General features: G+C 67.3%; 24 protein-coding genes. 4 read left to right on the forward strand and 20 right to left on the reverse strand.

What is annotated here, in order from left to right; all coding sequences use genetic code 11:
- Positions 1-125: 125 nt before the first annotated feature.
- From ACWDOP_RS30620 to glf, 10 genes are all read right to left on the reverse strand, one after another.
- Complete coding sequence (locus ACWDOP_RS30620) at positions 126-1,130, reverse strand: alpha/beta hydrolase (protein ID WP_454201012.1); 1,005 nt, start codon at positions 1,128-1,130, stop codon at positions 126-128.
- Positions 1,131-1,418: 288 nt separating this feature from the next.
- Positions 1,419-2,390 carry an alpha/beta hydrolase gene (locus tag ACWDOP_RS30625; protein WP_454200669.1) on the reverse strand — a complete coding sequence of 324 codons (972 nt, stop codon included), beginning with the start codon at positions 2,388-2,390 and terminating at the stop codon, positions 1,419-1,421.
- A gap of 195 nt (positions 2,391-2,585) precedes the next feature.
- A complete protein-coding gene (locus ACWDOP_RS30630; RefSeq protein WP_454200670.1) occupies positions 2,586-3,632 on the reverse strand; it encodes an alpha/beta hydrolase in 1,047 nt (348 codons plus the stop codon).
- 239 nt (positions 3,633-3,871) lie between these two features.
- Positions 3,872-5,002, reverse strand: coding sequence for an alpha/beta hydrolase (locus ACWDOP_RS30635; protein ID WP_454200671.1), 1,131 nt, complete (start codon positions 5,000-5,002; stop codon positions 3,872-3,874).
- Between the two features lie 317 nt (positions 5,003-5,319).
- Positions 5,320-6,405: an alpha/beta hydrolase gene (locus ACWDOP_RS30640; protein WP_456347829.1), complete on the reverse strand. Its 1,086-nt coding sequence runs from the start codon at positions 6,403-6,405 to the stop codon at positions 5,320-5,322.
- Positions 6,406-6,650: 245 nt separating this feature from the next.
- Entirely contained in the window at positions 6,651-8,582 is a 1,932-nt protein-coding gene (gene zomB / locus ACWDOP_RS30645; RefSeq protein WP_456347878.1) for a flagellar motor control protein ZomB, read from the reverse strand.
- Positions 8,583-8,628: 46 nt separating this feature from the next.
- Entirely contained in the window at positions 8,629-9,576 is a 948-nt protein-coding gene (locus tag ACWDOP_RS30650) for a decaprenyl-phosphate phosphoribosyltransferase (protein ID WP_454200673.1), read from the reverse strand.
- Positions 9,577-9,602: 26 nt separating this feature from the next.
- Positions 9,603-10,187 carry a phosphatase PAP2 family protein gene (locus tag ACWDOP_RS30655; protein WP_454200674.1) on the reverse strand — a complete coding sequence of 195 codons (585 nt, stop codon included), beginning with the start codon at positions 10,185-10,187 and terminating at the stop codon, positions 9,603-9,605.
- A complete protein-coding gene (locus ACWDOP_RS30660; protein ID WP_456347830.1) occupies positions 10,184-12,130 on the reverse strand; it encodes a glycosyltransferase in 1,947 nt (648 codons plus the stop codon). Before ACWDOP_RS30660 ends, ACWDOP_RS30655 begins: the two co-directional genes overlap by 4 nt.
- Positions 12,127-13,323: a UDP-galactopyranose mutase gene (gene glf / locus ACWDOP_RS30665; RefSeq protein ID WP_454200676.1), complete on the reverse strand. Its 1,197-nt coding sequence runs from the start codon at positions 13,321-13,323 to the stop codon at positions 12,127-12,129. Before glf ends, ACWDOP_RS30660 begins: the two co-directional genes overlap by 4 nt.
- A gap of 270 nt (positions 13,324-13,593) precedes the next feature.
- On the opposite strand from glf, the gene ACWDOP_RS30670 reads away from it, so the two are divergent.
- Positions 13,594-14,853, forward strand: coding sequence for a hypothetical protein (locus ACWDOP_RS30670; RefSeq protein ID WP_456347831.1), 1,260 nt, complete (start codon positions 13,594-13,596; stop codon positions 14,851-14,853).
- Between the two features lie 70 nt (positions 14,854-14,923).
- Here the strand turns inward: ACWDOP_RS30670 and ACWDOP_RS30675 are convergent, their stop codons facing one another.
- Both ACWDOP_RS30675 and ACWDOP_RS30680 read right to left on the reverse strand, forming a co-directional pair.
- Positions 14,924-15,496 (reverse strand): hypothetical protein, encoded by a 573-nt coding sequence (locus tag ACWDOP_RS30675; protein WP_456347832.1) that lies wholly within the window; start codon positions 15,494-15,496, stop codon positions 14,924-14,926.
- 146 nt (positions 15,497-15,642) lie between these two features.
- Entirely contained in the window at positions 15,643-16,395 is a 753-nt protein-coding gene (locus ACWDOP_RS30680) for a MerR family transcriptional regulator (RefSeq protein ID WP_454200679.1), read from the reverse strand.
- 237 nt (positions 16,396-16,632) lie between these two features.
- On the opposite strand from ACWDOP_RS30680, the gene ACWDOP_RS30685 reads away from it, so the two are divergent.
- Positions 16,633-17,364 carry a S1 family peptidase gene (locus ACWDOP_RS30685; protein ID WP_454200680.1) on the forward strand — a complete coding sequence of 244 codons (732 nt, stop codon included), beginning with the start codon at positions 16,633-16,635 and terminating at the stop codon, positions 17,362-17,364.
- 66 nt (positions 17,365-17,430) lie between these two features.
- Here the strand turns inward: ACWDOP_RS30685 and ACWDOP_RS30690 are convergent, their stop codons facing one another.
- Positions 17,431-18,069 carry an NAD(P)-dependent oxidoreductase gene (locus tag ACWDOP_RS30690; RefSeq protein ID WP_456347833.1) on the reverse strand — a complete coding sequence of 213 codons (639 nt, stop codon included), beginning with the start codon at positions 18,067-18,069 and terminating at the stop codon, positions 17,431-17,433.
- Between the two features lie 79 nt (positions 18,070-18,148).
- Positions 18,149-19,078 carry an EamA family transporter gene (locus ACWDOP_RS30695; protein ID WP_456347834.1) on the reverse strand — a complete coding sequence of 310 codons (930 nt, stop codon included), beginning with the start codon at positions 19,076-19,078 and terminating at the stop codon, positions 18,149-18,151.
- Positions 19,079-19,180: 102 nt separating this feature from the next.
- On the opposite strand from ACWDOP_RS30695, the gene ACWDOP_RS30700 reads away from it, so the two are divergent.
- The gene (locus ACWDOP_RS30700; protein ID WP_456347835.1) at positions 19,181-19,681 is read left to right on the forward strand and encodes a MarR family winged helix-turn-helix transcriptional regulator; all 501 of its coding nucleotides are present in this window, start codon (positions 19,181-19,183) and stop codon (positions 19,679-19,681) included.
- Between the two features lie 292 nt (positions 19,682-19,973).
- On the opposite strand, the gene ACWDOP_RS30705 is transcribed toward ACWDOP_RS30700, so the two are convergent.
- Positions 19,974-20,381, reverse strand: a complete 408-nt coding sequence (locus tag ACWDOP_RS30705) for a hypothetical protein (RefSeq protein ID WP_379007949.1) — start codon at positions 20,379-20,381, stop codon at positions 19,974-19,976.
- A 933-nt stretch (positions 20,382-21,314) separates the two neighbouring features.
- Between ACWDOP_RS30705 and ACWDOP_RS30710 the strand changes: the two genes are divergently transcribed.
- The gene (locus ACWDOP_RS30710; RefSeq protein ID WP_456347836.1) at positions 21,315-22,058 is read left to right on the forward strand and encodes a helix-turn-helix domain-containing protein; all 744 of its coding nucleotides are present in this window, start codon (positions 21,315-21,317) and stop codon (positions 22,056-22,058) included.
- 149 nt (positions 22,059-22,207) lie between these two features.
- Here the strand turns inward: ACWDOP_RS30710 and ACWDOP_RS30715 are convergent, their stop codons facing one another.
- The 5 genes from ACWDOP_RS30715 to ACWDOP_RS30735 form a co-directional block, all read right to left on the reverse strand.
- Complete coding sequence (locus ACWDOP_RS30715) at positions 22,208-22,393, reverse strand: hypothetical protein (RefSeq protein WP_456347837.1); 186 nt, start codon at positions 22,391-22,393, stop codon at positions 22,208-22,210.
- A gap of 8 nt (positions 22,394-22,401) precedes the next feature.
- Complete coding sequence (locus ACWDOP_RS30720; RefSeq protein ID WP_456347838.1) at positions 22,402-23,160, reverse strand: peptidoglycan recognition protein family protein; 759 nt, start codon at positions 23,158-23,160, stop codon at positions 22,402-22,404.
- A gap of 11 nt (positions 23,161-23,171) precedes the next feature.
- The gene (locus ACWDOP_RS30725) at positions 23,172-23,612 is read right to left on the reverse strand and encodes a hypothetical protein (protein WP_456347839.1); all 441 of its coding nucleotides are present in this window, start codon (positions 23,610-23,612) and stop codon (positions 23,172-23,174) included.
- Complete coding sequence (locus tag ACWDOP_RS30730; protein WP_456347840.1) at positions 23,612-24,904, reverse strand: hypothetical protein; 1,293 nt, start codon at positions 24,902-24,904, stop codon at positions 23,612-23,614. The genes ACWDOP_RS30725 and ACWDOP_RS30730 overlap by 1 nt, the downstream gene beginning before the upstream one ends.
- Positions 24,905-25,061: 157 nt before the next feature.
- Entirely contained in the window at positions 25,062-26,105 is a 1,044-nt protein-coding gene (locus ACWDOP_RS30735) for a hypothetical protein (RefSeq protein WP_456347841.1), read from the reverse strand.
- Positions 26,106-26,110 lie beyond the last annotated feature (5 nt).

The raw sequence follows: 26,110 nt of genomic DNA on the forward strand, positions 1-26,110 counted from the left end.
GCGGCGATCACGATCGAACTCGGCGACTTCCTGCGTCAAGCGCTGCGCCCCGCGCCTACCAGGCGACAAAAGAACCGGCCGCCCTCTCCGGGGAGAGGACGGCCGGTTCTCGGTGGTGCGAGGGCTCAGGAGTTCAGCGACTGCAGGATCAGCGGACGCGCCTTCCAGAGCTCGGCTTCCCAGTTCTTCCAGGTGTGCGTACCCGCCGCCGGGAAGTCGTAGGTCGCCTGGATACCCAGCGAGTTCAGCCGCTGCTGGAACAGGCGGGTGGTGACCATCGAGATCGCCTCGATGCCCATGGCGTTGGCGGTGTTGAACGCGCCGATCGCCGAGTTCGGCGCCTCGGTCGGGAGACCACTGGCGGCCGAGATGTACATCGGCAGACCCTTGAGCTGCGGCGCGAACACCGCGGGGTCCATGCGCAGCCACGCGGGGCTCCACGGGGCGGCGAGCGAGTCCACGTTGAAGCGGCCCGCGTCCAGCATCATGATGCGAATCGCTTCGCGCATGCCGGGAGCGTTCCAGTTCAGCGGACCGGAGAACGAGGACGCGTGCTTGAACTGACCGCGGTTGAACGCGGCCAGGCGCAGCGCGGCCGGGCCGGACATCGACAGACCGACAACCGCGTTGTTGGTCTTCGAAACGCCGTATCCGGCAAGGAAGTTCGGGAGCTCCTTGGTGAGGAAGGTCTCCCACTTGTAGGTGTACTTCTGGCCGTTCGTGTTGCTCGCCGACGTCCAGTCCGCGTACCAGCTGGACTGACCGCCGACCGGCATCACCAGGGTCACATCGTCGTTCTCGAACTGCTGCATGGCGTTCGTCTCGAACGACCAGGCGTTCTTGTCGTCACGCGCGCGCAGACCGTCCAGAAGGTAGATGGCCGAGGAACCACCGTTGCGAGCCCACTGCACCTGAACCTTGACCGGCCCCATGCTGGAGGGAACCATCAGTTCTTCGAAGCCGCCCGCGGGGGTGCGGTGCATGGGACCGAAAGCGGGGGCGGCCAGGGCGACAGCCGGAGTCGCCACTGCCGCGGCGGTCGGGATTGCCAGTGCCGCGGCGCCCGCAGCCAGAAGTCGTGCGCCCCAACCACGATGAGCACCCCGTCCTGACCGGACTCCACCCGGCATGGCGGACCTGCCGAAACGCATGGATACTGCTCCTTCTCTACTGCTGTAGTTCAGTTGTTTCGCACACGCGCATGGCGAAGCCAAGTAGATGTGTACGATCAGCGCCCACTACGAATCCCGACGCTTCGAGTGGGCCCAGCGCTACCACGGTCCGGTAACTTGCGCTCGCTGGAGGGTATTCGACATTCCGAGCCCTTGGCAAGGTGATGCTAATTCCGGCCGTAATCGTGCGGTGACCTTATCGCGAATCGGACGTGATGTCGCGGCAACCGGGAAATCCCCTATGCCTCAGCCGATGTTCGCGCTCATGTCGGGCAGCATCTTGAAGACCTGGTCCTGCCAGTAGTGCCAGGAGTGCACGCCGTCCGGGGTGTAGTCGAACACCGCGTTGGTCGGGCCGAGGGACTCCATACGGGCTTGGAATGCACGGGTATTCGCCAGTGCGATGCTCTCCAGGCCGGCGGCATTGGTGACATTGAAGGCGTCCAGCGGCGAGCGCACCGCGTCGCGCGGGCCGGGCACGCCGTTGCCGCTGGAGATCCAGAGCCGGGTGCCATTGTCGCGCAGGCGCGAGGCGAAGACGAAAGGATCATGGCGCAGCCACAATTCGCTCCACGGCGGTCCCCACATGGAATCGATGTTGTAGCCGCCCGCGTCCAGCAGGGCCAGGCGCAGGGCTTCTCGCATACCGGGCGCGGAAATGTTCAGGTAGCCGGAATACGATGCGGCGTACCGGAATTGCTCGGGATGGTAGGCGGCCAGCACGAGGGCGGCGCTGCCTCCCATGGAGAGGCCGAAGACCCCGTTGCCGCTCGGGTTGAAGCCCAGGCGGGCCGCGAGCGCGTTGCGCAGATCGCGGGTCAGGAAGGTCTCCCAGGCGTAGGGAGCGGACTGGCCGTTCGTATTGCTGGCCGAGATCCAGTCGGAGTAGAAACTGGACTGGCCGCCGATCGGCATCACCACGTTGATGTTCCAGGCGGGCAGCACCTTCGAGATGTCGGTGTCGATCTCCCAGCCGGAGAGGTCGTTTCTGGCTCTCAACCCGTCCAGCGCGTAGACCACGCGCTGGGTGTTGCCATCGTGCGCTCGGAAGATACGGGATTTGATCGGCCCCATGCTGGAGTCGACCCAGAAATCCTGCCCGGCGGGGTCGAAGGCGGCGGCCGCGGGTGCGGCTCCCCCGCTCAGCGCTGTCGCCCACGGTAGGACCAGGGCCACAGCGAGACCCGCCACCACATTGCGTATCCGAACAGACCGCATCCACTCGCCTTTCAGGCATCGATGACCATGACGAATTGCAGAAGCTCTGTGCCGCTCCGGCTTCTCTATAGGCGCATATTCGGAGCCGAGGACCGGGGAAACGCACCCGGATGCGGAATCGTGATCCGCCCGGGATCGAGTACGGCGAAGGCCCTCACCCTCCAGGGGGCGGGGGCCTTCGCACACGTGCGATCGCTAACCGATATTCGCCGAGAGATCCGGAATCATCCGGTATGCCTCTTCCTGCCAATTCGTCCAGGCGTGCAGACCCTGGGGCGGGAAGGAATAGACGACATTTCGGGCGCCGAGGAAGTTCATCTGCGCCTGGAATGCCCGAGTATTGGCCAGCGCCAGCACTTCCAGGGGCGACCCCCGCACCAGCCGATCGGCGGCGGCCCCGAGTGGGATGGCCAGATCCGCGTCCATCGGCGTGCCACTGCCCGCTGCGATCCACAACCGGGTGTTGTTGGCGATGAGGGTGGGGGCGAAGACGAACGGGTCCATATGGAGCCACTGGGGGCCCCAGGGCGGGGCCATCGAGTCGACGTTGTACCCGCCGGCATCGATCATGGCGACGCGGATGAGTTCACGCATGGCCGGGGCCGAGATGTTGAGATAGCCGGAGAACGCGCCGGCGAAGCTGAATTGATCGGGGTGATAGGCCGCGAGCGTCAGGGCCGCGGAGCCACCCATGGAGAGTCCGAAAACACCGTTTCTATTGGGATTGAACCCGAGCCGATCCCGCAGCGCCCATCTCAGCTGATTGGTCAGGAAGGTTTCCCAGTCGTATCTGTAGCTCTTGCCCGGTCCCGCGCCCAGTGCCTCGGTCGCGCCCGATCCGGTATTCGCGGCCGAGGAGCCCGCGCCCGCCGGCACTCCGAAGAAGGAACTCGGGGCGGCCCAGTCCGCGTAGAAACTCGACTGCCCACCCACCGGCATCACGACATTGATGTTCCAACTGGTCAGCACCTGGGCGACATTGGTGTCGTTCTCCCAGCCGCTGATGGTCTCCGGGGCTCTCTGGCCGTCGAGCGCGTAGACCACCCTGTTGGTATTGCCGTCCGCCGCTCTGAAAATGCGCGACTTGATCGGTCCCATGACCGGCGAATCGACCCAGAAGTCGAATCCGGCGGGGTCGAAAGCCGCGGTGGCGGGCGCGGTTCCGATCACCGTCACCCCCAGTGGCAGGAGCAGCGCTGTCGCTATCCCCAGCACCAACCTTCTTACGCCCGTACTTCGCATCGACCTAGCCCTCTCGTTGGAGCAGAACCGTGCTTTCTACGACTGATCTTCTTCGATACACGGCACTTATCGGGCGATCGACTCGGCGTGTTAGATCGGAGTCGTGCGCTGGAATCGAACCGAGACCGGCGACCTGGGACAAATCCGAAACGGCGGGCGCGAAAAGACGGCGGGCACGAGAACGGCGGAGGCCCCCGCCGGAAAAGGGCGGGGGCCTCGAATGGCCGAGCGGGAACGAATCAGCCGATGTTGTTCGACAGGTCCGGAATCATCCGGTAGACCTCGGCCGACCAGTTGTTCCAGTTGTGCACACCGGTGGCCGGGAAGTCGTAGGTGACGTTGCCCGCGCCGATGGACGCCATCCGGACCTGGAACGCGCGGGTGTTGGCCAGCGCGAGGGCCTCGAGGGGCATGCCCTGGATGACCGACATGACGCCGGAGACGTCACCCGGGCCCGGGATGGCGCTCGCCGCGGAGATCCACAGGCGGGTGTTGTTGTCCTTGAGGCGCGGCGCGAAGACGAAGGGGTCCATGCGCAGCCAGGCCGGGCTCCACGGCAGCGCCATGGAGTCGATGTTGTAGCCGCCCGCGTCGATCATGGCCAGGCGCAGGGCCTCGCGCATGCCGGGCGCGGAGACGTTCAGGTAGCCGGAGAACGAGCCGGCGTAGCTGAACTGGTCCGGGTTGTAGGCGGCCAGGGTCAGCGCGGCCGAACCGCCCATGGACAGGCCGAAGACGCCGTTGCGGGTGGTGCTGAACCCGAGGCGATCACGCAGCGCGTTGCGCAGATCGCGGGTCAGGAAGGTCTCCCAGGTGTAGCGGTAGCTCTTGCCGGGGCCGCCGGCCATGAGCTGGAACGCGCCCGAACCCGAGGAGGAGCCGGCGCCCGAGCCGGTGCCCGAACCCGAGGAGGACAGCGAGCCGGAGCCGGTGCCGGCCTCGACACCAAGGAAGGTGCTCGGCGCGACCCAGTCGGCGTAGAAGCTGGATTCGCCGCCGACCGGCATGACCACGTTGATGTTCGCGGCGGTCAGCGCCCGCGCCACATCGGTGTCGATCTCCCAGCCGTTGAGGTCGGTGCGGGCCCGCATGCCGTCCAGCGCGTAGACCACGCGGGAGGTGTTGCCGTCGGCCGCACGGAAGATGCGGGACTTGATCGGACCCATTCCGGTGGAGGAGTCCACCCAGAAGTCGAAGGCGGAGGGGTCGAAGGCCGCGTTGGCCGCGCCCGCTCCCACACCTGCCACCGACACCCCGAACGGCAGCAGCAGTGCCATCGACACCCCGAGTACCGACTTCTTCACCCAACCGCCGCTCGATCTCCGACGTCTATCCTGCTCGCCTCGCATATTCCGTACGGCCTTTCGCATCTGTTCGTGTCCACGGCGTGCTTGTGACCGCGGTGGGCGTCTCGGGCACCCTATCGTGCTGCGGCTAACTGAGCGTTATCAGAATGAGACAACTGTGATGGGGGCCACGAATTAGCGCGGGTGTGGCCCGAAGCTGCTGGTCAATACAACGAAGAGAACAAAACCGTGATCTCGGAAACATGTTCACCACCGGCCACCGCCGCCACCGCACGCCCCGCGCACATCATCGGCTATCAGCCGGTTATGTGTGATGAGCATGGTGAAACCCCACGACCCGGAGGCCGTGGGCCGGTGTCGGTTTCGGCCGGGCAACCGACTCACCCGATATTCGCCGACAGGTCGGGAATCATGCGGGCGAGTTCGTTCTCCCAGTTCTTCCAGTTGTGCACGCCCACGGCCGGGTAGTCGTAGGTCGCGTTCTTGCCGCCCACACTGGCGAAACGGCTCTGGAATGCCTTGGTGCCCATCAGCGCGACGGCCTCGATGCCCATGCCCTGGATGGTGGACATGTTGATCACGTCGGTCGAGGTGGGCAGCCCGCTGCCCGCCGAGATCCACAGGCGGGTGTTGTTGGCCTTGAGTTTCGAGGCGTTGGTGTACGGATCGAGCCGGGTCCAGGACGAGTCCTTGGCGCCGCCCAGCGCGTCGATGTTGTACCCGCCGCAATCGAGCATGGCCAGGCGCACCGCGTTGCGCATGATCGGCGTGGACAGGTTCAGCGCGCCGGAAAGCGAACCGGCGTAGACGAACTGGTCCGGGTGGTGTGCGGCGATCGTGAGGGCCGCGCTGCCACTCATGGACAATCCGAAGATGCCGTTGCGGGTCACGTTGAAGCCCAGCCTGTCCCGCAGCGCGTTGCGCAGGTCCTTGGTCAGGAACGTTTCCCACTTGTAGGTGTAGGACTTGCCCGGGCCGCCGGAAAGCACCTGGGAGGCACCGGAACCGCTGCCCGCGGCCGACCCCGCGGGAATCCCGAGGAAGGTGCTCGGCGACTTCCAGTCCGCGTAGAAGCTGGACATGCCGCCGACCGGCATGACCACGTTGATGTTCGCGGCGGCCAGGGCGCGGGCGCCCTCGGTCTCGATTTCCCAGCCGTTCAGATCGTCGCGGGCGCGCTGCCCGTCCAGGGCGTAGACGACGCGGTCCGTATTGCCGTCCAGCGCACGGAAGATGCGCGATTTGATGGGGCCCATGCTGGAGTCGACGTAGAAGTCGAGGCCGTCGGGGTTGTAGGCCGCGTGCGCGGTGGCGGGCTCGAAGCCGGGCGCCGCGACCGAGACCCCGAAGGGCAGGACCGCGGCCAGCGCGAGGCCGAAGGCCGATCTGCGCGCCCAGGCTCGCGGCCGCGCACCAGCTCGTGCCCGCTCGCGCTGAAGCGCCCCATCCCCGTTGCAGCGTCGCATTGCCGCGCCCTTCATTCATGCGCGCGAGAGCCGTTCGGCGCCCCGCGCGGGTTATCACGACAACCGTTGCGGTGCATACGAGATGGTTCGGCCCGGTTGTTCTGTGGATGCTATCGCGGGAAGCCCCCCTCGGTGTTACCAAACCGAGATGCGAGTTTGTTAATCCTGTGCGAATCGGACAGAAACGGCGGCGGCCCATTCATAATGGACCGCCGCCGTGGGGTTTTCGAGAATTTTGCCGGGAGTTACCGGGGTGCGGGTTGTGTCGGATCGACCAGCTTGCACCGCTCGATTTCGTACTTGGGCACCCGGTCGATGCGATAGCTCGCGAACTCCAGCGCCTGCTGGATATTGTGCCGGAACCGATCCATGGTCAGCGGCGCCCGCGAGGAGGCCAGCAGATCCTGGGTCTGCGGGCAGGACAGGGCGGTCCGCGCCTGCGCGACCCACTTGTCGTCCATGAACCACGGCAGCCACGGCTTCTGATCCACCATGCCCGCGTCCACCACCACCCAGTCCGGGTAGAGGTTCTTGTCGTGCCCGATCCGGCCGTCGACGAGCCGTTCGGTATGCGCGGCAAGCGGATACGCCAGGCCCATCTGATCGATGACGCGCACGTCCAGCGGAACGTTCATGCTGGTCATACCGAGATTCAGGAAGAAGACGGTATGCCCGGACCCGCCCGCGGGGATCGGTTCCGGCGGCGGCGCGATGTACCAGAACATGAACGACGGCGAATTCAGCAGCAGACCGCCGTTGGGCGTATCGGCGATGTCGCGCACCATGGCGCGCATGCGCGGATAGTCCAGGTAGTCCTCGGCCCGGATCGGATGATCGTGACCGGTGTTGAGCACGTAGTACACGCGCTCGTCCACGATGCCGGTTGAGCTGATCTTGGTTCCGCTGGTGATCGCGGTGGTGTTCGCCGCGAACAGCGCCCACCCCGCCGTGCCGAGGAACGCGCCGAGCACGACCACGAACGCCCAGTCCAGGCGGCGTGATCCGTGCGCGGAGCCGCCGAGGAAGCCCTCCGGGATCCGCAGCGGCAGCACCGCGACCGGCAGCATCAGGCAGAACAGCTGCGGCAGCAGCACCCGCCCGTGCATGAAGTCGCCGCCGACGCGAGTCTGGTAGACCGCCAGCAGCAGTCCGCTGCCGACCATGAGCAGCACCACCGCGGCGGGACTGTGCAGCTTCGCGCTGAGCCGCTGAATTCGGTTGCCCGGGGCGGTGTCCGATTCGGTGTGCCCACCGGTCGGCGTCTCGGGCCGGCCGAGCAGCGCGGCGACCGTGCCGCCGACCGCGAGCAGCGCCAGCGGCACGAGCAGCCAGTAGGGGCCGATGAAGTTCCACAGGTAGACGAAACCCTGCTCCCACTTGGCGCCGCCGGCGTCCTTGGCGACCGCCGTGTTCGGGTAGGGCAGACCGTAGTAGCCCATGCGCCAGACCTGGTACGCGATCGGCACCAGACCCGCCACCGCGATGATCGCGACGCGGAAGAACAGCGGCCGCAACCGGGTGCGCGGCACCGGCGCGCAGAAGAGCAGCAGCAGCGCCAGCGCGCCGACCAGCGTCATCTCCGGGCGGATGAGCGGGGCCAGACCGGCGAAGAACACGAGCCCGAAATAGCCGGGCAGGCGCGGATTCTCGGTCTGGGACCAGCGAATCAGCCACCACCACAGCACGGCGAGCCAGCAGATGACCAGGCTGGTCTCGAGGCCGGAGGTGACGTAGTCGCGAGCCGGGGGCACCGCGATGTAGACCAGGGCGCCCGCGGGCAGCAGCAGCGCGGAACTCGTTCCGCCCCACAGCCGCGCCGCGCCGAGCATGGCGAACACGATCGCCAGCACCGAGAGCACGAGCGCGATGCCGAGCACCACGTATTCGAGCCTGCCCTGGGTGAGCCAGCTGAAGAACCAGACGATGTAGGTCCAGGCGGTACTGGTGTTCGCCTCGACGCGTTCGCCCGCGTTGAAGACCGGGCCGTTGCCCGCGAGCAGATTGCGCACGGTGCGCAGCACGATCAGGCCGTCGTCGGCGATCCAGCGCCGCTGCCAGCCGCCGGCCGCGAACAGCGTCGCGGTCAGCGTGATCCCACCGATGAGGATGGCGCGGGACAGCAGCGAGTAGCGACCGCCGGGCCCACCGGCACGACGACGGGCGCCGCCGAGCGGCAACTGTGCCGTCGGGGCGCCTGTCTCCCGCTCGTGTCCCTCTACCACGTCAGGTGAGATAGACAGCGACACCTACCGCTCCGATCCAGGCTATTGCGAGGAACTGGAGGATACGGTCCCCCAGGGCGATCTCTTCGGGCTCACCGGCTTCGCCGCCGTCGACGTCGACGGCGTAGCGCAGGATGGCGATGGTGAACGGGATCATCGAGATCGCGAACCAGTCGGTGTCCTTGACCCGGCCCTGTTCGAAGGCCCACAGGCCGTAGAACACCACGACCGCGGTGGCCGAGAGCATCCACACGAAACGCAGGTAGGTCGGCGTGTAGTACTGCAGGGACTTGCGGATCTTCGCGCCGGTGTCGAGCGCGATCTTCAACTCCGCGTAGCGCTTTCCGGCCGCCATGAACAGCGAGCCGAAGGCCATGATCAGCAGGAACCACTGCGACAGCTTGATGTCCGCGGCCGCGCCGCCGGCGATCGCGCGCAGCAGGAAGCCCGAGGACACGATGCAGATGTCGAGCACGGCCTGGTGCTTGAGGCCGAAGCAGTAGGCGAGCTGGATGCCGATGTAGACGGCCATCACCACGGCCAGGTGCCAGGACGCGACGAAGGACACCGCGATGGAACCCACCAGCAGCGCCACCGACAGCATGTAGGCCAGGTTCACCGGCACCACACCGGCCGCGATGGGCCGGAAACGCTTGGTGGGGTGGGCCCGGTCGGCCTCGACGTCGAGGGCGTCGTTCACCAGGTAGATGCCCGAGGCCGCCATGCAGAACACCAGGAAGGCGATGCCGACATGTCCGATGACCGTCCAGTCGCCGACCACCAGATCACCGGCCGCGGTCTTGCCCGCGGCCAGCGGCGCGGCCAGCACCAGCACGTTCTTGACCCACTGGCGCGGGCGCATGGCCTTGATCAGGCCGCCGGCGAGGGTCTTGGGCGGGCCCTTGACGACCCCCTCGGCTAGGTCGGTCCCGGTCGGCTCTTCGCTCATGTCAACAAGCGCTCTTTCCTGTGCGGTCACTTGGCGAGTCTCTTTTCGGCGGCAAGCACAACGGCGGCTGATGCGGCGCCCAGCGCGGAACCGGCGAGTACGTCGGAGGGGTAGTGCACCCCGAGTACGACTCGGGACAGCAGCATCGGCGGGACGAGCACCGCAGGCAAGGGTAGCCCGGTGAGTCTGCCGAGCAACACAGCCGCTGCCGTGGTGGAGGTGGCGTGCGACGACGGGAAGCTGAGCTTGCTCGGCGTCGACACGTTGACCTGCACGGACGGGTGATTCGGGCGGGGGCGGCGCACGATTCGCTTGATCACCACGGACGCAGCGTGCGCGCCGAACGCGCCGACCGCGGCCCCGGCCCACTGCCGCCGGCGCGGCTTGTCGACCAGCGCGCCGACCGCGGCGAGGCCGATCCAGCCCAGCGAATGCTCACCGAAGTGGGACATGCCGCGCGCGGCCTTGACCACGGCCGGGTTCTGGCCGATGGTCCCCTGCACCGCGTTGAGGATCTTCACCTCGAACGGCGAGTCCCCCGCGGCGGCGGGCGCGTCGGGAACGGCGTGCAACCCGCGGTCCGCCAGGGCGGCCGAATCTGCTGCTGTCATTTGCTCTCGTTCCCTGCGTCGATGCCGAAGATGTTCTCCCACGCCGCCTTGCTCGTGAGATGCGAATGCGCCGCACGATACTGCTCGCGCACCACGGGGAAGCGCTCGGCCAGTTCCTTGCGCAGGCGCATCGACTCCTTGAAGAGTTCCGCGGCCTGGCGCGGGTCGCGCTTGCGGTAGACCACGCCGCGCCCGTCGGCGGTGGTGACGGTGACGCCGTCCACCTGGGACAGCAGGAACCAGCGCGCGTCCAGCGTGGGCACGTTCAGCTGCGGGGTCTCGTGGTGGCGGGTGTCCGCCTTACGGAAGTTGTGCAGCACGCCCTTGCCCAGGCGGGCGATCTTGGCGATCGGGTTGCCCGGTTCGCCGACCGCGCCGACCCCGGCCCGGCTGGCCATGGGCAGTTCGGTGGAGGACGGCACCACGACCGCGTCCGGGAATTGCTTGCGCATCGCGTGGATCTTGCCCAGTGCGCTGGGCAGCAGGTCGAACAGTTTGTCCGGACCGGCGAGGTAGTCGCGGATGGCCTCGTTCTGAATGGCCACCGTCGAATACTCCAGGCACAGCAGGTGTTTCAGCGTGGCCTTGACGGTGTTGACGACCATGGGGCGGCCGTCGTTGGGCAGGTGCAGCGAGGCCACGACGAGGCGGTTGCGCAGGTGGAAGTACGCCTGCCAGTCGATGGCGTCGTCCTTGTCGCTCCACGCCATGTGCCACACGGCCGCACCCGGCAGGGTAACGGTCGGGTAGCCGTGTTCCCGTGCGCGCAAACCGTATTCGGCGTCGTCCCACTTCAGGAACAACGGGAGCGGCTGCCCGATCTCCTCGGCCACCTGACGCGGGATGACGCAGGTCCACCAGCCGTTGAAGTCGACGTCGATGCGCCGGTGCAGCAGCTTGGAGTTGTCGCGGTCGCGCAGCGGGTACTTCGAGAAGTCGTGGTCGTACTCGACGTTCGGGGCCGCGGTCCACATGAAGATGGAGCGGTCCACGACCTCGCCCATGGTGTGCAGGTGCGAGCGTTCCTGCAGGTTGAGCATCTGGCCGCCGGTCAGGATGGGCGACTTGGCGAAGCGGGAGAAGGCGAGCGCGCGCAGGATGCAGTCGGGCTCGATCTCGATGTCGTCGTCCATGTAGACGATGTACTCGGCGTCGGTGGTCTTCAGCGCCTCGTACATGACCCGGCTGTAGCCGCCGGACCCACCCAGATTGGGCTGATCGTGAATGGCGAGCCGATCACCCAGCGGCAGTGCGGCTTCGGCGAAACCGGGCTCGTCCACGACCTTGCGAGTGCCCTGGTCCGGGATGATGACGGCCTTGATCTTCTCCAGCACCAGCGGGTCGTTGCCCAGCGCGGCAATGGTTTTCACCGCGTCGGTGGGCCGGTTGAAGGTGGGCATGCCGACGGCGATGCTGCCCTCACCCGGCGCCTCGACGGGCGCGTACCAGCCGCCGGTGCGCAGTTCGACCGCGCTGTCGGTGGTGATGTCGAACCAGATCCAGCCGCCGTCCTCGAACGGGGCCAGATCGACCTCGAATTCCACCGGGGCGGCGCCCGGCTGGCCGGCGTGCTCGCCGTCCGAGCCGAACTCGTTGCCCTGCACGTGGATTCGCGAGCCGTCCGCCTTGGAGCGGTAGACGTCGACGCGGCCGTGCCCGGACAGTTCCAGGCGCAGCACCACGGACTTCAGCACGCTCCAGCGCCGCCAGTAGCTGGCCGGGACCGCGTTGAAGTAGGTGCAGAATGACACCTCGGACTCCGCGCCGATGGACAGCGAGGTGCGGGTGGGTGCGTGCGCGCGGCGCGCGTTGGTCGCCGATTCCTCCAGGTAGAGGGTGCGCACGTCGAGCGGTTCACCCGGCCGGGGCAGGATGACGCGCTGCAGCAGTGAGATGGCCCGAGTCTGCGTGGTCATGGCTTCCAGGGTGGCTTGTGCGGTCATTCGGCGGTGTCCACCAGCGGGGCGTCCGACTCGAGGTGCGGGCGCAGCACGTTGTCGAACATGCTGAGCGCGGCGCCGATGGCCATGTGCATGTCGAGGTACTGGTAGGTGCCCAGGCGACCACCGAAGAGCACCTTGTTCTTCGCGGTTTCGGCCTTGGCGAGCTCGCGGTAGGCGAGCAGCTTGGCGCGGTCGTCGGGGGTGTTGATCGGGTAGTACGGTTCGTCGCCGGTCTGGGCGAAGCGCGAGAATTCGCGCATGATGACCGTCTTGTCGGTCGGGTAGTCGCGCTCGGGGTGGAAGTGGCGCGGCTCGATGATGCGGGTGTAGGGGACATCCGCGTCGTTGTAGTTCATGACCGAGGTGCCCTGGTAGTCACCGGTTTCGACGACCTCGGTCTCGAAATCGATGGTGCGCCAGCCGAGTTCGCCCTCGGCGTAGTCGAAGTAGGCGTCCAGCGGGCCGGTGTAGACGACGGGGGCGTCCGGGCTCGCGGCGCGGATCTCGTCGCGGACGTCGGCCCACTCGGTGTCCAGGCGGACCTCGATGAGGTCGTTCTCGGCCATCTTGGCCAGCCACGCGGTGTACCCGTTCTTGGGCAGGCCCTCGTAGGCGTCGTTGAAGTAGCGGTTGTCGAAGTTGTAGCGCACCGGCAGGCGGGTGATGTTTCCGGCGGGCAGTTCCTTGGGATCGGTCTGCCACTGCTTGGCGGTGTAATCGCGCACGAACGCCTCGTAGAGCGGGCGGCCGATCAGGGAGATGGCCTTCTCTTCGAGATTGGCCGCGTCCTTGGTGTCGATTTCGGCGGACTGCTCGGCGATGAGGGCGCGCGCTTCCTCGGGGGTGAAGTAGCGGCCGTAGAACTGCGAGATCAGGCCGAGTCCCATGGGGAATTGGTAGGACTGGCCCTTGTGCATCGCGAAGACGCGGTGCTGGTAGTTGGTGAATTCGGTGAACTGATTCACGTAGTCCCACACCCGCTTGTTGGAGGTGTGGAAAAGGTGGGCGCCGTACTTGTGGATTTCGATACCGGTTTCGGGGTCCGCCTCCGAATACGCGTTGCCACCCAGGTGATAGCGGCGTTCCACGACCAGTACCCGCTTACCCAGCAGGTTGGCGGTGCGTTCGGCGATGGTCAGCCCGAAGAAACCAGAGCCGACAACAATGAGATCGAAGGGGGGTGCGACGGTCACGAGGGCCCAGCGTAGTGGAAGACGGTACGGGCGCGCGTTGGCTCCGGCGGGCCGGGTTCCGACGCGCTCGGCGATGCGGTCGCGAGCTGCGCGCGTCATCCCGGCCATCGGGATCCGGCAGCGGGATGTTTGCCCGCTATTCACCAAAGTGGGCACGGGCGCTTCATGAGAGCTGTATTACATACGCACATGAGCTGAACATCCGTCCAGTTCGTTGCCGTGCGCAGTACGCGGCCGTGCCCCTCGCCCGACCGGAAGACATCCATCACCATGCGGTTCCCCCGTCTCGCCCCGCGCAGAATCCCCCGTCCCGCCCCCTCCCGCCGCGCCGCGCTCGCGGGCGCCCTCACCCTCGCGGCCCTGCTGAGCACCGTGGCCCTGGTCCCGAAGGCCGCACCCGCTCGCGCCGCCGACGAGACCCTCGCGGGGGTCGCGGTCGCCGAGGCCGACGGCCTGTGCGGACGGGGCGCGGCCACGGTCGACGACGTCGTCACCGCCGCCGCCACCGCCGTGCGCACCGCGGTCCCGGCGCATCAGCTGTCCGACTACGACCGGCAGGTGAACGAGTTCCGGCACTCCATCGCGGCCCTGCGGGTGCACCGGGCGACGCTGCCCGTCCACTCCGGTGAGTTCGGCGGGCGGCTGGAGTACCTGGACGACCCGATCGTTACGCACCTGGTCAACAGCCTTGACGCGGCCCGGACCGGCCGGCTGCACCAGACCGTCGCGGTCTCGGCGCTGTCGGTGAACGACGTGGTCGAGGTGTTCATCCTGGCCACCCGGATCGTGAAGATCCCGGCGCAGTTCGGCGCGAGCCTGGTGCCGACCGTCGGCTTCGTGCTCAAGCCGATCGTCGGGGCCCTGTTCAACGGCGTGAAGTCGCTGGCCCGCTCGGTGCAGGCGCAACTCGCGCTGGGCTGCAACACTTCCGGGGCCTACGAGAAGCTGCATCTCGAGCTGTCGGAGTCCCGGGTGGAGGTCCCGCAGCCGCTGCTGGACCTGGCGAACCAGCTCACCCTCGCCGACGGCGCGTGCACCCCGCTGGCCGAATTGAAGACCTCGGACCTGGTCGAGCGCACCCGGACCTTCCTGGCCGCACATCCCGGCTTGGGCGTCGACGCGGCGACCGTGCACGCCAATGCCGATGCGCTGCAGGGCTTCCTGCGCGAGAACCGGGTGGCGGACGTGCTGACGCTGCGCCGCACCGAGGAACTGGGCCCCGCGGTCGCCGCCCTGGACTACGGCCCCCTGACGTTCCTGGCGAACCTCGGCTTCGACATCTACGAGGGCAAGGCCCTGAACACGGTGCCGCTGGGCGACGTGAGCGTGGAGAACGCCTTCGACCTGGTGACCCTGGCCCTGGACACCACGAGTCTGCTGCTGACACTGGGCAATACGGTGGCCGGCTGGACCGGCGTGGCCTCGACGGTCCTGACTCCCCTGTCGATGGCCCAGACCCTGGCGTTCGCCCCGACGACCTACGGCGCCCCGATCCTGAAGGGCGTCATGCAGTCGATGTGCGCGGCCTGATCCACGCGTACCGACGACAGCGGCCCGGGCGAATATCGCCCGGGCCGTTCGGATTTCGGTGCGTGGAGAATCAGTAGTAGGGGTACGGGGCGTAGCCGGCGGGCGGGACCGGGCGTTTACCCGCCGCGATCCAGCGGCCGGTGGCGGGCACCAGGCACAGGATGAGGATCAGGAGGCTGATGCCGAGGCCGAAGATCGGGCCGCTGTACTCGCCGAGGGTCAGTTGGCCCAGGCCGCCGAGGAGGCCGAGGCCGGAGGCGATGATCAGCATGACGCGGCCGGCGGTTTTCCGCGCGAACAGCAGGAGCGCGCCGATGAACCAGAACGCGCCGATGAGGATCACCAGCACGCCCATGCCGATCAGCAGCGATTCCAGATCGTTGGCACTGCTACGGCCGTATTTCTCGCGTTCCGAACTCAGCGCCGCGGCGGCGCCGACCATCACGACGCCGCCGATTCCGGCGATGATGCCGACGATCAGGGCGATGACGCCCGCGGTGATCGCGGTGGCGCCGCTGGGCGGTAGCTGCGGGTACATCGGGTAGCCGGGCTGATATCCCGGTGGCGGATATGCGGGTTGCTGGTACCCCGGTTGCTGATAGCCGTAGCTGCCCGGATAGGGCTGTCCATACGGATTACTCATGGGTGAGTCCCCCCTCCTCGTTCCGGGCGAACCTTACCGGCCGGGAAGGACCTGGGCGACGGCGTATTTCGGGGCTGTGACCGGAACGGCAGCGGGTCCTTTCCGCGCATGAGCGCCGAAAGGACCCGCCGATTCCCGCTGTCGGATTACATCCGTTCGGCGAACACCCGCATGGCGTCGCGCACGTAGACCGCGGTGCCCTCGCCGTGCTTGTCGTAGTTGACCGCGAAACGCGGGTCCGCGACATACATTTCGCCGAGATTGACGAAATACTCCGGGGCCGGGCACTTCCCCTGCCAGCCGGTGGTCACCCAGTCGTAGTGCCGGCGCACGATGGCCTGCACCCGATCGCTCTCGACCGGGACGCCGTCCGCGTGCGCGCGGCCGTAGTCCGCGGCGATATCGATGTGGGTCTGGAAGTGCGCCTTCTTGTCGGCCTCGCTCATGGCGCTCCACCAGCGATCACCGCTCTCCCAGGCGTCCTTTCCCCAGCGGTCGATGACCTCGTCCTTGTACTTTGTGTTGTCGAATCCGTCGAATACTTCCTCGGCCATGAGTGGCTCACCCGCTTCCGTTTTGCGCAATGTGGTGGTCACCGAGGCGATTTGGCGCGCGATCCGATCCTGTTCCTGCCGCAGCAATTCCAGATGGGTGCGCAGGGCTCCGGCGGTGTCCCGCTCGCCCGCGAGTACCTCGGCTATGGCCGGCAGGCCGAGCCCGAGTTCGCGCAGCAGCAGAATCCGCTGGAGCCGGACGAGGGATTCCTGGTCGTAATAGCGATAACCGTTGGCGCCGATCCGGCTCGGCTCGAGCACCCCGATCTCACCGTAGTGCCGCAGCGTGCGGCTGGTGGTCCCGGCGGCCCTGGCCAGTTCCTGAATGGACCATTCGATTGCCACTTCTCGTCCTTTCCGCCCTCGTTCACCTCGACCGATTCAGGATGCAAGTTGACGTAACGTGAAGGTCAAGCCCGATTCAGTATGCGCGGGCCATGATCGTGAATGGGGCAGGCAATCGGTCATCTCCCGAAGTGACTTGCCCCCGTGTCACAGCCCGTGAAACGATTCGACGGCGCGCTGGCGAAAACCGGTTTCCACGCGCCTCGTTCGTCTTCCGGGGATGGGGAAGTTCTCACAATGCTCTCTGCGGGCCGTGCCCGAATCCTGCGCTGGGCGGTTGTCGCCGCTACCGCGCTCAGTTCCACCCTGCTGATCACCGGTACCGCGGACGCGGCGCCGTTCGTGGTGCTCGGCGGCGGCTCCGGCGTGCACGTCGAACAGATCGACGAGACCGGCGGCACCGCCGACTGCACGCTGACCGCCGTCGGTTACGACAGCGCCGACCGCCTGGTCGCCCTGACCGCGGGCCACTGTGGACAGGTCGGCTCGCGCATCGCCGCCGAATACACCCGCAGCGGCGGCATCGGGGTCATCGCCGAGAAGAGCGAGGGCAACGACTGGGCCGTCATCCTGCTCGATCCCGAACGGGTGAGCCCCACCCGCCAGGTCGGGCCGACCTCGATCAACGGTCTGGGCGCCCCGCCGCGCCTGGGTGACATGGCCTGCAAGAACGGCCGTACCACCGGCTACACCTGCGGCCTGGTCTGGGAGACGCACAACTCGTACTTCCGCAGCCAGGTATGCGCGAACCACGGTGATTCCGGCGCTCCGGTGCTGGTCGGCGATCGCCTGGTCGGGATGGTCGTGGCGGGCCAGGACTTCGAACTCGGGCCCATCACCGTCGATCTCGCGCCGTGCAAGGGCGCGGGCGACATCCTGCACCAGCCGGAGATCTCGACCACCATCGCCATGGTGCTGGCCGACATCGACCGCCGCGGCGGCGTCGGCGCGGGGTTCCGCGTCTTCTGACGGGTGTGATCATCGAGGGCCCCGGGTGCGAATGCGCCCGGGGCCCTCGGGCTTTCACGCGCCGCGTCAGTACCCCACGGTGAACCGGACGCGGTGATGCTTGGGCCGTTCGGCCTCGTCGAGCAGCGCCACCGCGAGGTCCTCCATCGAAATCGCGGAATTGCCTTCGGAATCGGAGATCAGGTCGTCCGCGCCGAGCCGGTAGGAGCCGGTGCGGACGCCGGGCTCCAGCAGCGCCGAAGGGCTCAGGTAGCTCCAGTCGACGGCGCCCGCGTGGTCCCGGAAGACCGCCAGCTGCCGATCGCAGCCCTCGGCGATCGGCCGCAGGTCCGCCGGGAAGTCCGGCTGCTCGGCCAGGGTCAGCCCGGTCCCCGGCACCGTGAGGCTGCCCGCGCCGCCGACCACCAACAGCCGAGTCTCGGTGCCGCCCAAGCCTTCCAGCAGCGCGGCGGCGACCCGGGCGAGCTCGTGTTCGCGACCGGGAACCGGGCGGGTCGCGCTGATCACCACATCGCTGTCCGCGCCGAGATCGGCGACCTGTTCGGGATCGGCTGCGTCACCGGCCCGCAGTTCCACCGCCACCGGCAGGGCGCTCAGGCGCTGCGGATTCCGCGACACCGCGACGACCTCGTGGCCGCGGCTCAGGGCTTCGGCGACGACCCGGGCGCCGACTCCACCGGCGGCTCCGAAAACGGTGATACGCATGACTTCTCTCCTTGGACTCAGGTTCGCGGGGTGGCTGTGCTCGTTCGAATTAGCTGTGCCGGTATGTGATTCCGGCCTGTCAGGCCGCGACGCGCTCCGGTGCCTTCTCCTCGACGGCGGCGACGACCGCCTTCGGCGCGGTGGCGAGCTGACCGAGCAGGGTGCCGCCCAGCGCGATCACGATGCCGAGGATCTGCAGCGGCGCGAGCGACTGGCCGAGCGCGACCCAGCCGATGACGGCGGCCGAGAGCGGGCTGAGCAGACCGAGGAAGGTGACCGAGGTGGCATTCGCCTTGGCCAGCCCGCGGAACCAGATCGCGTAGGCAGCGGCGGTTCCCACCAGTCCGAGGAACAGGTAGCCCGCGATGTTGCGGCCGTCCAGGGCCGGCGGGGCGCCTTCGATCAGCAGTGCCAGCGGCAGCAGCATGATGCCGCCCGCGGTGAGCTGCCATCCGGTCATCGCAAGGGGCCCAACGCCTTCGGGCCGACCCCAGCGCTTGGTCATGATCATGCCGGTCGCCATGGACGCCGCCCCGGCGAGACCGGCGATCACACCCACGGTGTCGAGTGCGGCCGAGGAGCGCAGCACCACCATGCCGACGCCGGTCATGCCGATCACCGCCGCGAGAATCTTTCTGGCGGTGAGCCGTTCGTCGAGAACGACGGCCGCCAGGCCGAGCGCGAACAGCGGTGCGGCCGCGCCGAGGACCGCGGCGACGCCGCCGGGCAGGCGGTAGGCGGCCAGGAACAGCAGCGGGAAGAACGCGCCGATGTTCAGCATGCCGAGCACGCCGGCCCGCCAGATCCAGCCGCCGTGCGGGAGCGTGCGGGTGATGGCGAGCAGCAGCAGACCGGCGGGCAGGGCCCGCATGAGGCCGGTGAACAGCGGGCGGTCCGCGGGCAGGAACTCGGTGGTCAGCGCGTAGGTGGAGCCCCACACGAGCGGTGCGAGGCCGGTGAGGGCCAGGGTTCCGGCGTAGGAAGCGACTCCGGTGCGGTTGCTCGTCATCTTTAGCTCCTCATTGATAATCTCAACGTTGAGATAAAAGCACCCACATGCTTCAGCGTCAAGTATCTGAACGTTGAACTATCTGACTCGAGAGGAGCGGTCGTGCCCGACGCCGTTGATCTGATCACCGACTCGTGGCGGGAAGTGCGCCCCGACGTGGACGTTTCCCCCATGCAGGTGTTCGGCAGGCTGACCCGCCTGTCACGCATCCTGGATCAGGAGTTCCGCACGTTCTTCGCCACGCACGGGATGGAGTTTTGGGAGTTCGACGTGCTGGCGACCCTGCGCCGCGCGGGTTCGGACACCGGCCTCACGGCGGGCGCGCTCAACCGGGCGGCGATGGTCACCTCCGGCGCGATCACCAACCGGATCGACCGCATGGCAGCCAAGGGTCTGGTCGAACGGCTCCCCGACGCGGTCGATCGCCGCGCGATCCGAGTTCACCTGACGCCCAAGGGGGTTGCCCTGGTCGACGAGCTGCTCCCCCTGCACGTGGCCAACGAGGCCCGCCTGCTCGCCGAGCTCGTCCCCACGGACCGCGATCAGCTGGCGGCGCTGCTGCGCACCCTCGCCGAATCCTGGGGCGACACCTCGCTGTCCTGAATTCGGGAATTCGGATTCATCCCCAGGGTTCACAGGTCCCCTCGGGAGAACTCCCCCGGAAACGAAAAGAGCCCGGATTCCACGGAATCCGGGCTGCAAAGCAATACGCACGGCACTCCCCGTCGGAAGTTCCGATACGTATTGCCCGTGAGCGCAACGCGCGTTCGCTCCTCGTCAGTCGCGGCCGCACGCGGTGCTCAGAAATTCGAACGGACCTCGTCAGATTCGTTCGAACCGACCGAACCCCGTCGGGTTCGTATCGTTCAGGGTGAAACTCTCGATGCCCGATGTATCAGGGCAGGACCTGGGGCACGACCTGCGGCGCGAGCGCGCCGACCAGCAGGCCGAGCAGTGCGCCGTTCAGCGCGCCACCGACCGCGCAGGCCGGAGCGGCAACGGAACCGGCGCCCGGAACCAGCAGGCAGAGCACGGCGTGAATGATCGCGCCACCGGCAGCGCCGGTCGCGACGGCATTCGCCAGCGGATCCGAATTCTGCGCATTCGGATCGGTGGCAATGGGCGCCGCGGCGGCGGGCGCGACGGGCGCGACCTCGACGGCGACCTGCTGAACAACGGCCGGCTGTTCGGCCGCGTTGATACCGGCATTCGCGGAAGCCACACCGGCTCCGGCGAGAACAGCCCCCGCGGCCAGCGCACCCACGAGCACCTTGCGGCCGGCATTCTTGAACGAACGAATCATGATGATTGAACCCCGATCTCCCCGACCCCGCCGCGCCGAATGCGCGGCCTGTCAACGATTAACTTCTATCGGATTCCACCGACAGAAATCAAGTGAATCACAACATCTCCACAACTCCCCGCATTACCCGTAAGTAGCTCTCCCCCACCACAACTCGACCCGACCTGCACCGACTGGGTCGCAAATACCCGATGACCCCGGGATATTCCGATAGCGACCTAGTCATACCTATGGCGCACATCACGTTTGATCCGAAGCGGGTCGCCTCACCAGCGCCGAAACCCACCCACCCGGCCTCTCCACACCACTCCCCAGCCCCCCGGAATCCCCAGCGCCACTTATCCCCAACCCATCCCCAGCCCTCTCCCCAATTCATCAACAACACAAATGCCAAAGAGCGGCACCCCCATTCGGGAGTGCCGCTCTCGTCAATCAAACCCATCCACTACTTCGCGAGTGCGGCGCAATGCCGCTCCCGGACCTCGTTCCACCACAACTCCCACACACATCCCCCGCCGGCCCTCGAACACAGGGCAACAGCTCCACTACTCGCCTGTCCACCGCCGAGGCGACGAGGGCGAGTTCGTCGAGCCGGAACGAGGCGGGCGCTGCGAGCCGGGCGGCGAGGAGGTTCTCGGGAAGACCGGTCCGCGCGGCGAGCGTCCCACGCCCCACCCCCGCGGCGGCCATCGCCCACCCAACTCTGTCGCCAGTGCATTCGCCCATCCAGCCCACCGGACCGCCTCCCAATCGAGCCACGCCGGCAACCACGCCCTCACCACTGAAGACACGCTTACCGAATCGCTTATCGTTCGAACATATGTTCTAGTATTCAAGATCAGACGAGACGCGGTCAACGATCCCCGTCCACACAATCCGTGCGAGGACTCATAAACGAATAGCTCCCCATCCCCGGCAGACAGGTGAAAAACGTTGTCCGGCAACCCATTCGGTGCATTCATTCGCCACCAGCGAAGGGCGGCCGGCCTGACCCGCGAGCAACTCGCGAGCCGGGTGAACCTGTCGGTGTCGTTGATCGAGAAGATCGAACAGGGGACCAGGCCGACGACGCTGGCGAACCTGCGGATCCTGTTCGACGGGTTGAACGTGCCGCCACTGCAACGGCGGCACATCCTGAACCTGAGCCTGCCGGGGATGCTGACCACGGACGACGCGCCGACACCGGTGCCGACCCCCGCTGACCTGGACGACCTCGAAAGCCTGGGCCACCCGGCCGGCTTCTTCCTGATACCGGCGTTCACCGCCGTGGCGGTGAACCTGGCGTTCGAACACGCCTTCCCGGGCACCGGTCCAGGAACCAACCTGATCGAGTGGATCCTGCTGAATCCGGCGGCACCGGCGGTCGTCCCACAGTGGCGCCAGGAGGCCCACCGCCTGGTCTGCGCGTTCCGGACCCTGACGCCCGATCCGTCCACAGATGTCCACACCCTCGAATTGATCGAGAATTGCGGGAAATCCCCGGAGTGGGAACGGATGTGGGCGACCACGATTCCGGAGGCCGACCAATTTCGCGATCGAATCCTGGTCCGCGATCCCGCCGACAACGAGGTCCACCCGCTGCTCGTTCGCCTCTACAGCCCGGAGTTCCCAGACCGGCCGTGGTGGCTGCTGCGCCTGATTCCGGCCTGCCGAAGCCAACCCGAAGCAAGCGAGTAAGCGAACCACGTGGTTCTAGCGCCGCTCCCTTTGCCAGGACCAGGTTCCGTACACGGAATGGAAAAAGCGGAAGGGGAGTTGGGTGCACCGGACCGTCGAAGTTCGAGCTGCGCTGCCGGCTCGGCTTCGGAAGTGGCTGTCGAGCCGGCCTATTGCTTCGCGGCCCGCTTGATCGCGACGCCCTTGTTGACGCGCTGCACGCGCTGGAAGGTGGCCTGTTCGGCCATGTTGTTGAAGTTGTAGACGTTTCCGACGCGGCGGGCGCTACCGGTTTGGGAGGGCGTTCGGGGTGCCCCGGGCGTCCATGCCGAGACGGAACGTGAGCTCGCGGGCATGAATCCTCCTACTTCTCCAGGTGTTCCAGGCGGGTCAGGATGTCAGCGACCGCGTCCACGAGGGTGCGGTTGCCGAGCTGGGGCCAGCCGTCGAACTCGCCTGTGTCGCGCTGGGACTCGCCGCAGAGCTGCTCGCGGATGTCCTTCACGTCGGCGCCGATCGGGCCGCAGTACGCGGTGATGAACTCTTGAATCTGACTGACTTCGGCTGCGCTCATCGGCGCGTCCTCTCCGTCGATGAAGGCCTGCACATCGCGGCGGAACGAATCCATCTCGATGCCGGCGGGGTCGATTTTTCCTTCGCGGCTGTACTCGCGGTGGGCCACGCAGTCGTCAGCGGTGCGGCCGATGCGGGACAGGATCGCGGCGCAGCCACGCTTGTAGGCGTCGAGTTGCGCCGGGGTCCAATCGGATCCGTCGCCCCGGGAGACCGCCTCGATGCCGATCACGTGGTAGTTGGCGTTGTCGGTCGGCCAGCCGGGCCAGGAGCCCCGGCCCGCGTGCCAGCAGACACCCGCCGCGATCACGCGGTAGGTACCGTCGCGTTCCAGAACCAGCTGGGCCAGTGGGCCTTCCAGGTCCGGGCGGCCGTACTGGACGATGCGCCAGTCTTGGGTGCCGCCGCCCGCGGTGTGGTGGCACAGCACGCCGCGCAGGTCACGGAAGTCTCCGTGACCGCGCTCGCGCCAGCCGTCATGTTCGATGACCCGTAGTCCGGCTTCGCGGAGCACATCCGCGAGCCATGTCGGGTCTCCGGTCCAGGACATGGGTTACCGCCCTACGTGATTCGCACGTAAGTGCCGGTGCCTGCCGATATGGTGCTCTCCCAGTTCGTGAACTGCGCGGTGCACATGGCCTGCACCGTCACCACGTCGCCGTCGGCAAGAGTGACCCCGGTGGCCGTTGCGGTGAGCGTGCCCGAGTTCGCTGTCGGCACCTGCGGTCCGTTCACGAGGAAGACATTGTTGACCATGATCCGCGCCTGCTGCGTCGGAGCGTTCGTGCCGCCGGAGAACGGCAGGTTGACGGTGATCGTGGCATTGCCGTTGCCGCCCTGCACACGCACACCGTTGCCTGACAGATTCGAACCCGGGTACCCCGTGGTATCCGCCGTCCACGAAGCGACATCGGTCCAGGTCGCGCTCATCTTCAACGTACCGTTCTTGGTCATGCCGGACGGCATGAATCCTTCTCCGCCGGTGACGACGATGAATGCCATCAGGAAGTCACCCCCTTCAGGCTCACCTGCAGCCCCTTACCCGCCGGGCTGTCGGCGGTGGTGATGAACACGGTGAGCCGATCGCCCACGGCGAAGGCCCACGGCGTACCGGTGGTGACAACGGTGTCGGTCGCGTGCCCGGCCGCCGCGATGGTGGCGGCGGTACCGGGAACGGTGGTGCCGTTCTTGCGGAGTTCGGCGACCAGGTTGCCGGTGCCCGCGGTCTCGCCGCGATAGGTGATCGACGAGATGCTGATCGCCCGCTCGATGCGCAGACCCTCGGGCATCACATTGCCCGCGCCCACGGCGCGGGTTCCGGTGTGGGACTTGAACGCGATGTCGTAGATCTGCCCGGCGGCGGTCGGCACCCGCGCGTCGGTCAGTCTGGTGTCGGTGCTGGCGACCGCCGCGATCGCCGTGCGCGCGGCGGCTGCGTCCGCAGCGGTCACGACGGCCCGGCCGGTGGCGGTGGAGTCGGAGATCTGACTCGCCGGATGCGCGTGCGGCAGTGGGGTTCTGGCATCGTTCAACCGTGCGTCGTCACCGGCGACCGCGGTCGTCGCGGTCGCGCCGATGGTCGGCGCGAAGGTGGTCGGCTTGCCGGTGATGCCCGCCCACGCGGTGGTGCCCGCCGGGCCACGGATGACGATGCCCTGACCGTTCGGAGTCCACCCGCCCGCGGCCGCGTGGTACACGTACAGCAGCCCATCGGCGGTGACCACGTACTGCGTGCCCTCGGCCGGAGCGGCGGGCAGCTGGTTGTACGCGGCGACCTGACCGTCGATCTGCACCCCGGCGCCACGCTCACCGCGGACAACGGCATTGCCGGCGCTGGCGGGCACCGGAGCGGCCAGGGTTAGATCGACCAGACCCGAGGAGCCCTCATCCGGATTCTCCGGGTTCGACCCGGCCACGTACTCGCCGACCTCGAAATTGAATGCGTCCATGGGGATCTGACGGCCGTCGTAGTTCAGGTCGAACGAGACCCGCCACGTCCATTCCGTCGGATTGGTCGCCGCACCCGGCGCGACCAGGCGCACGCCGCGCTTGCCCCGCCAGGTGAGGTAGCCGAATTCGTCCAGCTGGCACACATAGTGTTCGGGCAGCTGCACGTAGGTAGCCGGTGCCGGCTGAGCGCCCGCGACGAGCACCTTCGGCGCGTCCGCGGTGAAGGTGACGCTGCCCGCCAGCGGCAGGAACTCCGGCAGATCGCCGAGATCGGGGCCGTCGGCGACATTGGCGAGGAAGCGTCCGATGACCTTGCCGTACTTCAGCGGAGGAAGATCAGCCATGAGATTGGTCCTTTCGAGAATGCGGGCACGCCGACGTCGGCGTGCCCGCGAAGCAAACAGAACGGCTCGTGGATGAACCGTGAGAGAAAGCGCTGTCTACGCGCCTCGCGCCGAGTTCGACGCCGGCGGCGCGTGATCGGGCCCGAACGGCCGCCGATCAGACAGGATCCGCGTAGACGATCAGCTGAGCCCCGGTGTTGTCGACCGCGAACGACCGATCGCCCTTGACCCGCTTCGCGATCACATACAACGTGATGGTCTGATTCGGCTGGATGACACCGAATCCGTTCGCCTGCGTTGGTGGAAAGTCGAACCGCGGGCCGATCAGTGCCCAGTCCCAGTTCTGAATGTCGTAGCCGTAGCCGTAGCCGACGAGGGCGCCGCTCGGGCCGCCGACTCGCACTTCGACATCGGCGCGGGTACCGAACCCGCCGCCCTCCGGGCGAACCCGTACCGAACCCTGCACGCGCGGCCGCCACGCGGTCGGTTGTCCGGGAATCGTGATGGCCGCAAGGACTTTGGGGTCGTTGAGGTTCGTGCCGCCGGAGAACTGATTCTTCGCGACCGCCCACGGACCACCCGGTCGCGGACTCGGGGTGGGGACGAACTTGCCGAGCGTGGTGTTCCACGCCAGCAGATAGTCCTGTCCGAGCGGGTGTTCCGCGTCGATGAGGACGTCGTCGGCGTCCTGGATGCGGCCTGCGGCTCCCGGATCCCCGGCGTCGCCGCGCTCACCGCGCGGGAAGGTGATCGAGAGGTGCTGGCCGGGTGCGGAACCCGTGATCTGCGCCGCCGCGCTCGAACCGGGCGCACCGGCGACAGCGGAACCCGTCAGGACGTTCGCAGGGCCCGGCTTGCCCTGCTGCCCGAACGCATCGGCGAAGGCGATGAACTCCAAGCCGGTCCAGTAGTAGATGGCGTTCTCCGAGACGACCCGCCACGCGGAACGTGCGTCGGCCGTCGTGAGATTCAGGGCCTGCAGCGCAGCGGGATTCGCGGCGTCGCCGCGCCACTGCCAGGGCCGGGCGGGGTCGCCCTCGGGGCCGAGGCCGCCGGCGGGACCTTCGCGCAGCTCGATCAGAGCCTCCCGATCGACCAGTTCGAGCGGGTTCACGGTGTACGGGAGTCCGATCGAATCGGAGACACCGTGCATGGTGATCATGATGTTGTCGTCGTAGACGATGTGCTGTTCGTTGGTCATTGTGC

It is taken from the genome of Nocardia sp. NPDC003693 (assembly GCF_053981095.1).

What these genes read in the sequence shown, in the direction of transcription:
- ACWDOP_RS30620 (WP_454201012.1), bottom strand. Translation starts at nt 1,130, where the DNA reads ATGCCGGGTGGAGTCCGGTCAGGACGGGGTGCTCATCGTGGTTGGGGC.
- ACWDOP_RS30625 (WP_454200669.1), bottom strand. Translation starts at nt 2,390, where the DNA reads ATGCGGTCTGTTCGGATACGCAATGTGGTGGCGGGTCTCGCTGTGGCC.
- ACWDOP_RS30630 (WP_454200670.1), bottom strand. Translation starts at nt 3,632, where the DNA reads ATGCGAAGTACGGGCGTAAGAAGGTTGGTGCTGGGGATAGCGACAGCG.
- ACWDOP_RS30635 (WP_454200671.1), bottom strand. Translation starts at nt 5,002, where the DNA reads ATGCGAAAGGCCGTACGGAATATGCGAGGCGAGCAGGATAGACGTCGG.
- ACWDOP_RS30640 (WP_456347829.1), bottom strand. Translation starts at nt 6,405, where the DNA reads ATGCGACGCTGCAACGGGGATGGGGCGCTTCAGCGCGAGCGGGCACGA.
- ACWDOP_RS30650 (WP_454200673.1), bottom strand. Translation starts at nt 9,576, where the DNA reads ATGAGCGAAGAGCCGACCGGGACCGACCTAGCCGAGGGGGTCGTCAAG.
- ACWDOP_RS30655 (WP_454200674.1), bottom strand. Translation starts at nt 10,187, where the DNA reads ATGACAGCAGCAGATTCGGCCGCCCTGGCGGACCGCGGGTTGCACGCC.
- ACWDOP_RS30660 (WP_456347830.1), bottom strand. Translation starts at nt 12,130, where the DNA reads ATGACCGCACAAGCCACCCTGGAAGCCATGACCACGCAGACTCGGGCC.
- ACWDOP_RS30670 (WP_456347831.1), top strand. Translation starts at nt 13,594, where the DNA reads ATGCGGTTCCCCCGTCTCGCCCCGCGCAGAATCCCCCGTCCCGCCCCC.
- ACWDOP_RS30675 (WP_456347832.1), bottom strand. Translation starts at nt 15,496, where the DNA reads ATGAGTAATCCGTATGGACAGCCCTATCCGGGCAGCTACGGCTATCAG.
- ACWDOP_RS30685 (WP_454200680.1), top strand. Translation starts at nt 16,633, where the DNA reads ATGCTCTCTGCGGGCCGTGCCCGAATCCTGCGCTGGGCGGTTGTCGCC.
- ACWDOP_RS30690 (WP_456347833.1), bottom strand. Translation starts at nt 18,069, where the DNA reads ATGCGTATCACCGTTTTCGGAGCCGCCGGTGGAGTCGGCGCCCGGGTC.
- ACWDOP_RS30695 (WP_456347834.1), bottom strand. Translation starts at nt 19,078, where the DNA reads ATGACGAGCAACCGCACCGGAGTCGCTTCCTACGCCGGAACCCTGGCC.
- ACWDOP_RS30705 (WP_379007949.1), bottom strand. Translation starts at nt 20,381, where the DNA reads ATGATTCGTTCGTTCAAGAATGCCGGCCGCAAGGTGCTCGTGGGTGCG.
- ACWDOP_RS30715 (WP_456347837.1), bottom strand. Translation starts at nt 22,393, where the DNA reads ATGCCCGCGAGCTCACGTTCCGTCTCGGCATGGACGCCCGGGGCACCC.
- ACWDOP_RS30720 (WP_456347838.1), bottom strand. Translation starts at nt 23,160, where the DNA reads ATGTCCTGGACCGGAGACCCGACATGGCTCGCGGATGTGCTCCGCGAA.
- ACWDOP_RS30725 (WP_456347839.1), bottom strand. Translation starts at nt 23,612, where the DNA reads ATGGCATTCATCGTCGTCACCGGCGGAGAAGGATTCATGCCGTCCGGC.
- ACWDOP_RS30730 (WP_456347840.1), bottom strand. Translation starts at nt 24,904, where the DNA reads ATGGCTGATCTTCCTCCGCTGAAGTACGGCAAGGTCATCGGACGCTTC.
- ACWDOP_RS30735 (WP_456347841.1), bottom strand. Translation starts at nt 26,105, where the DNA reads ATGACCAACGAACAGCACATCGTCTACGACGACAACATCATGATCACC.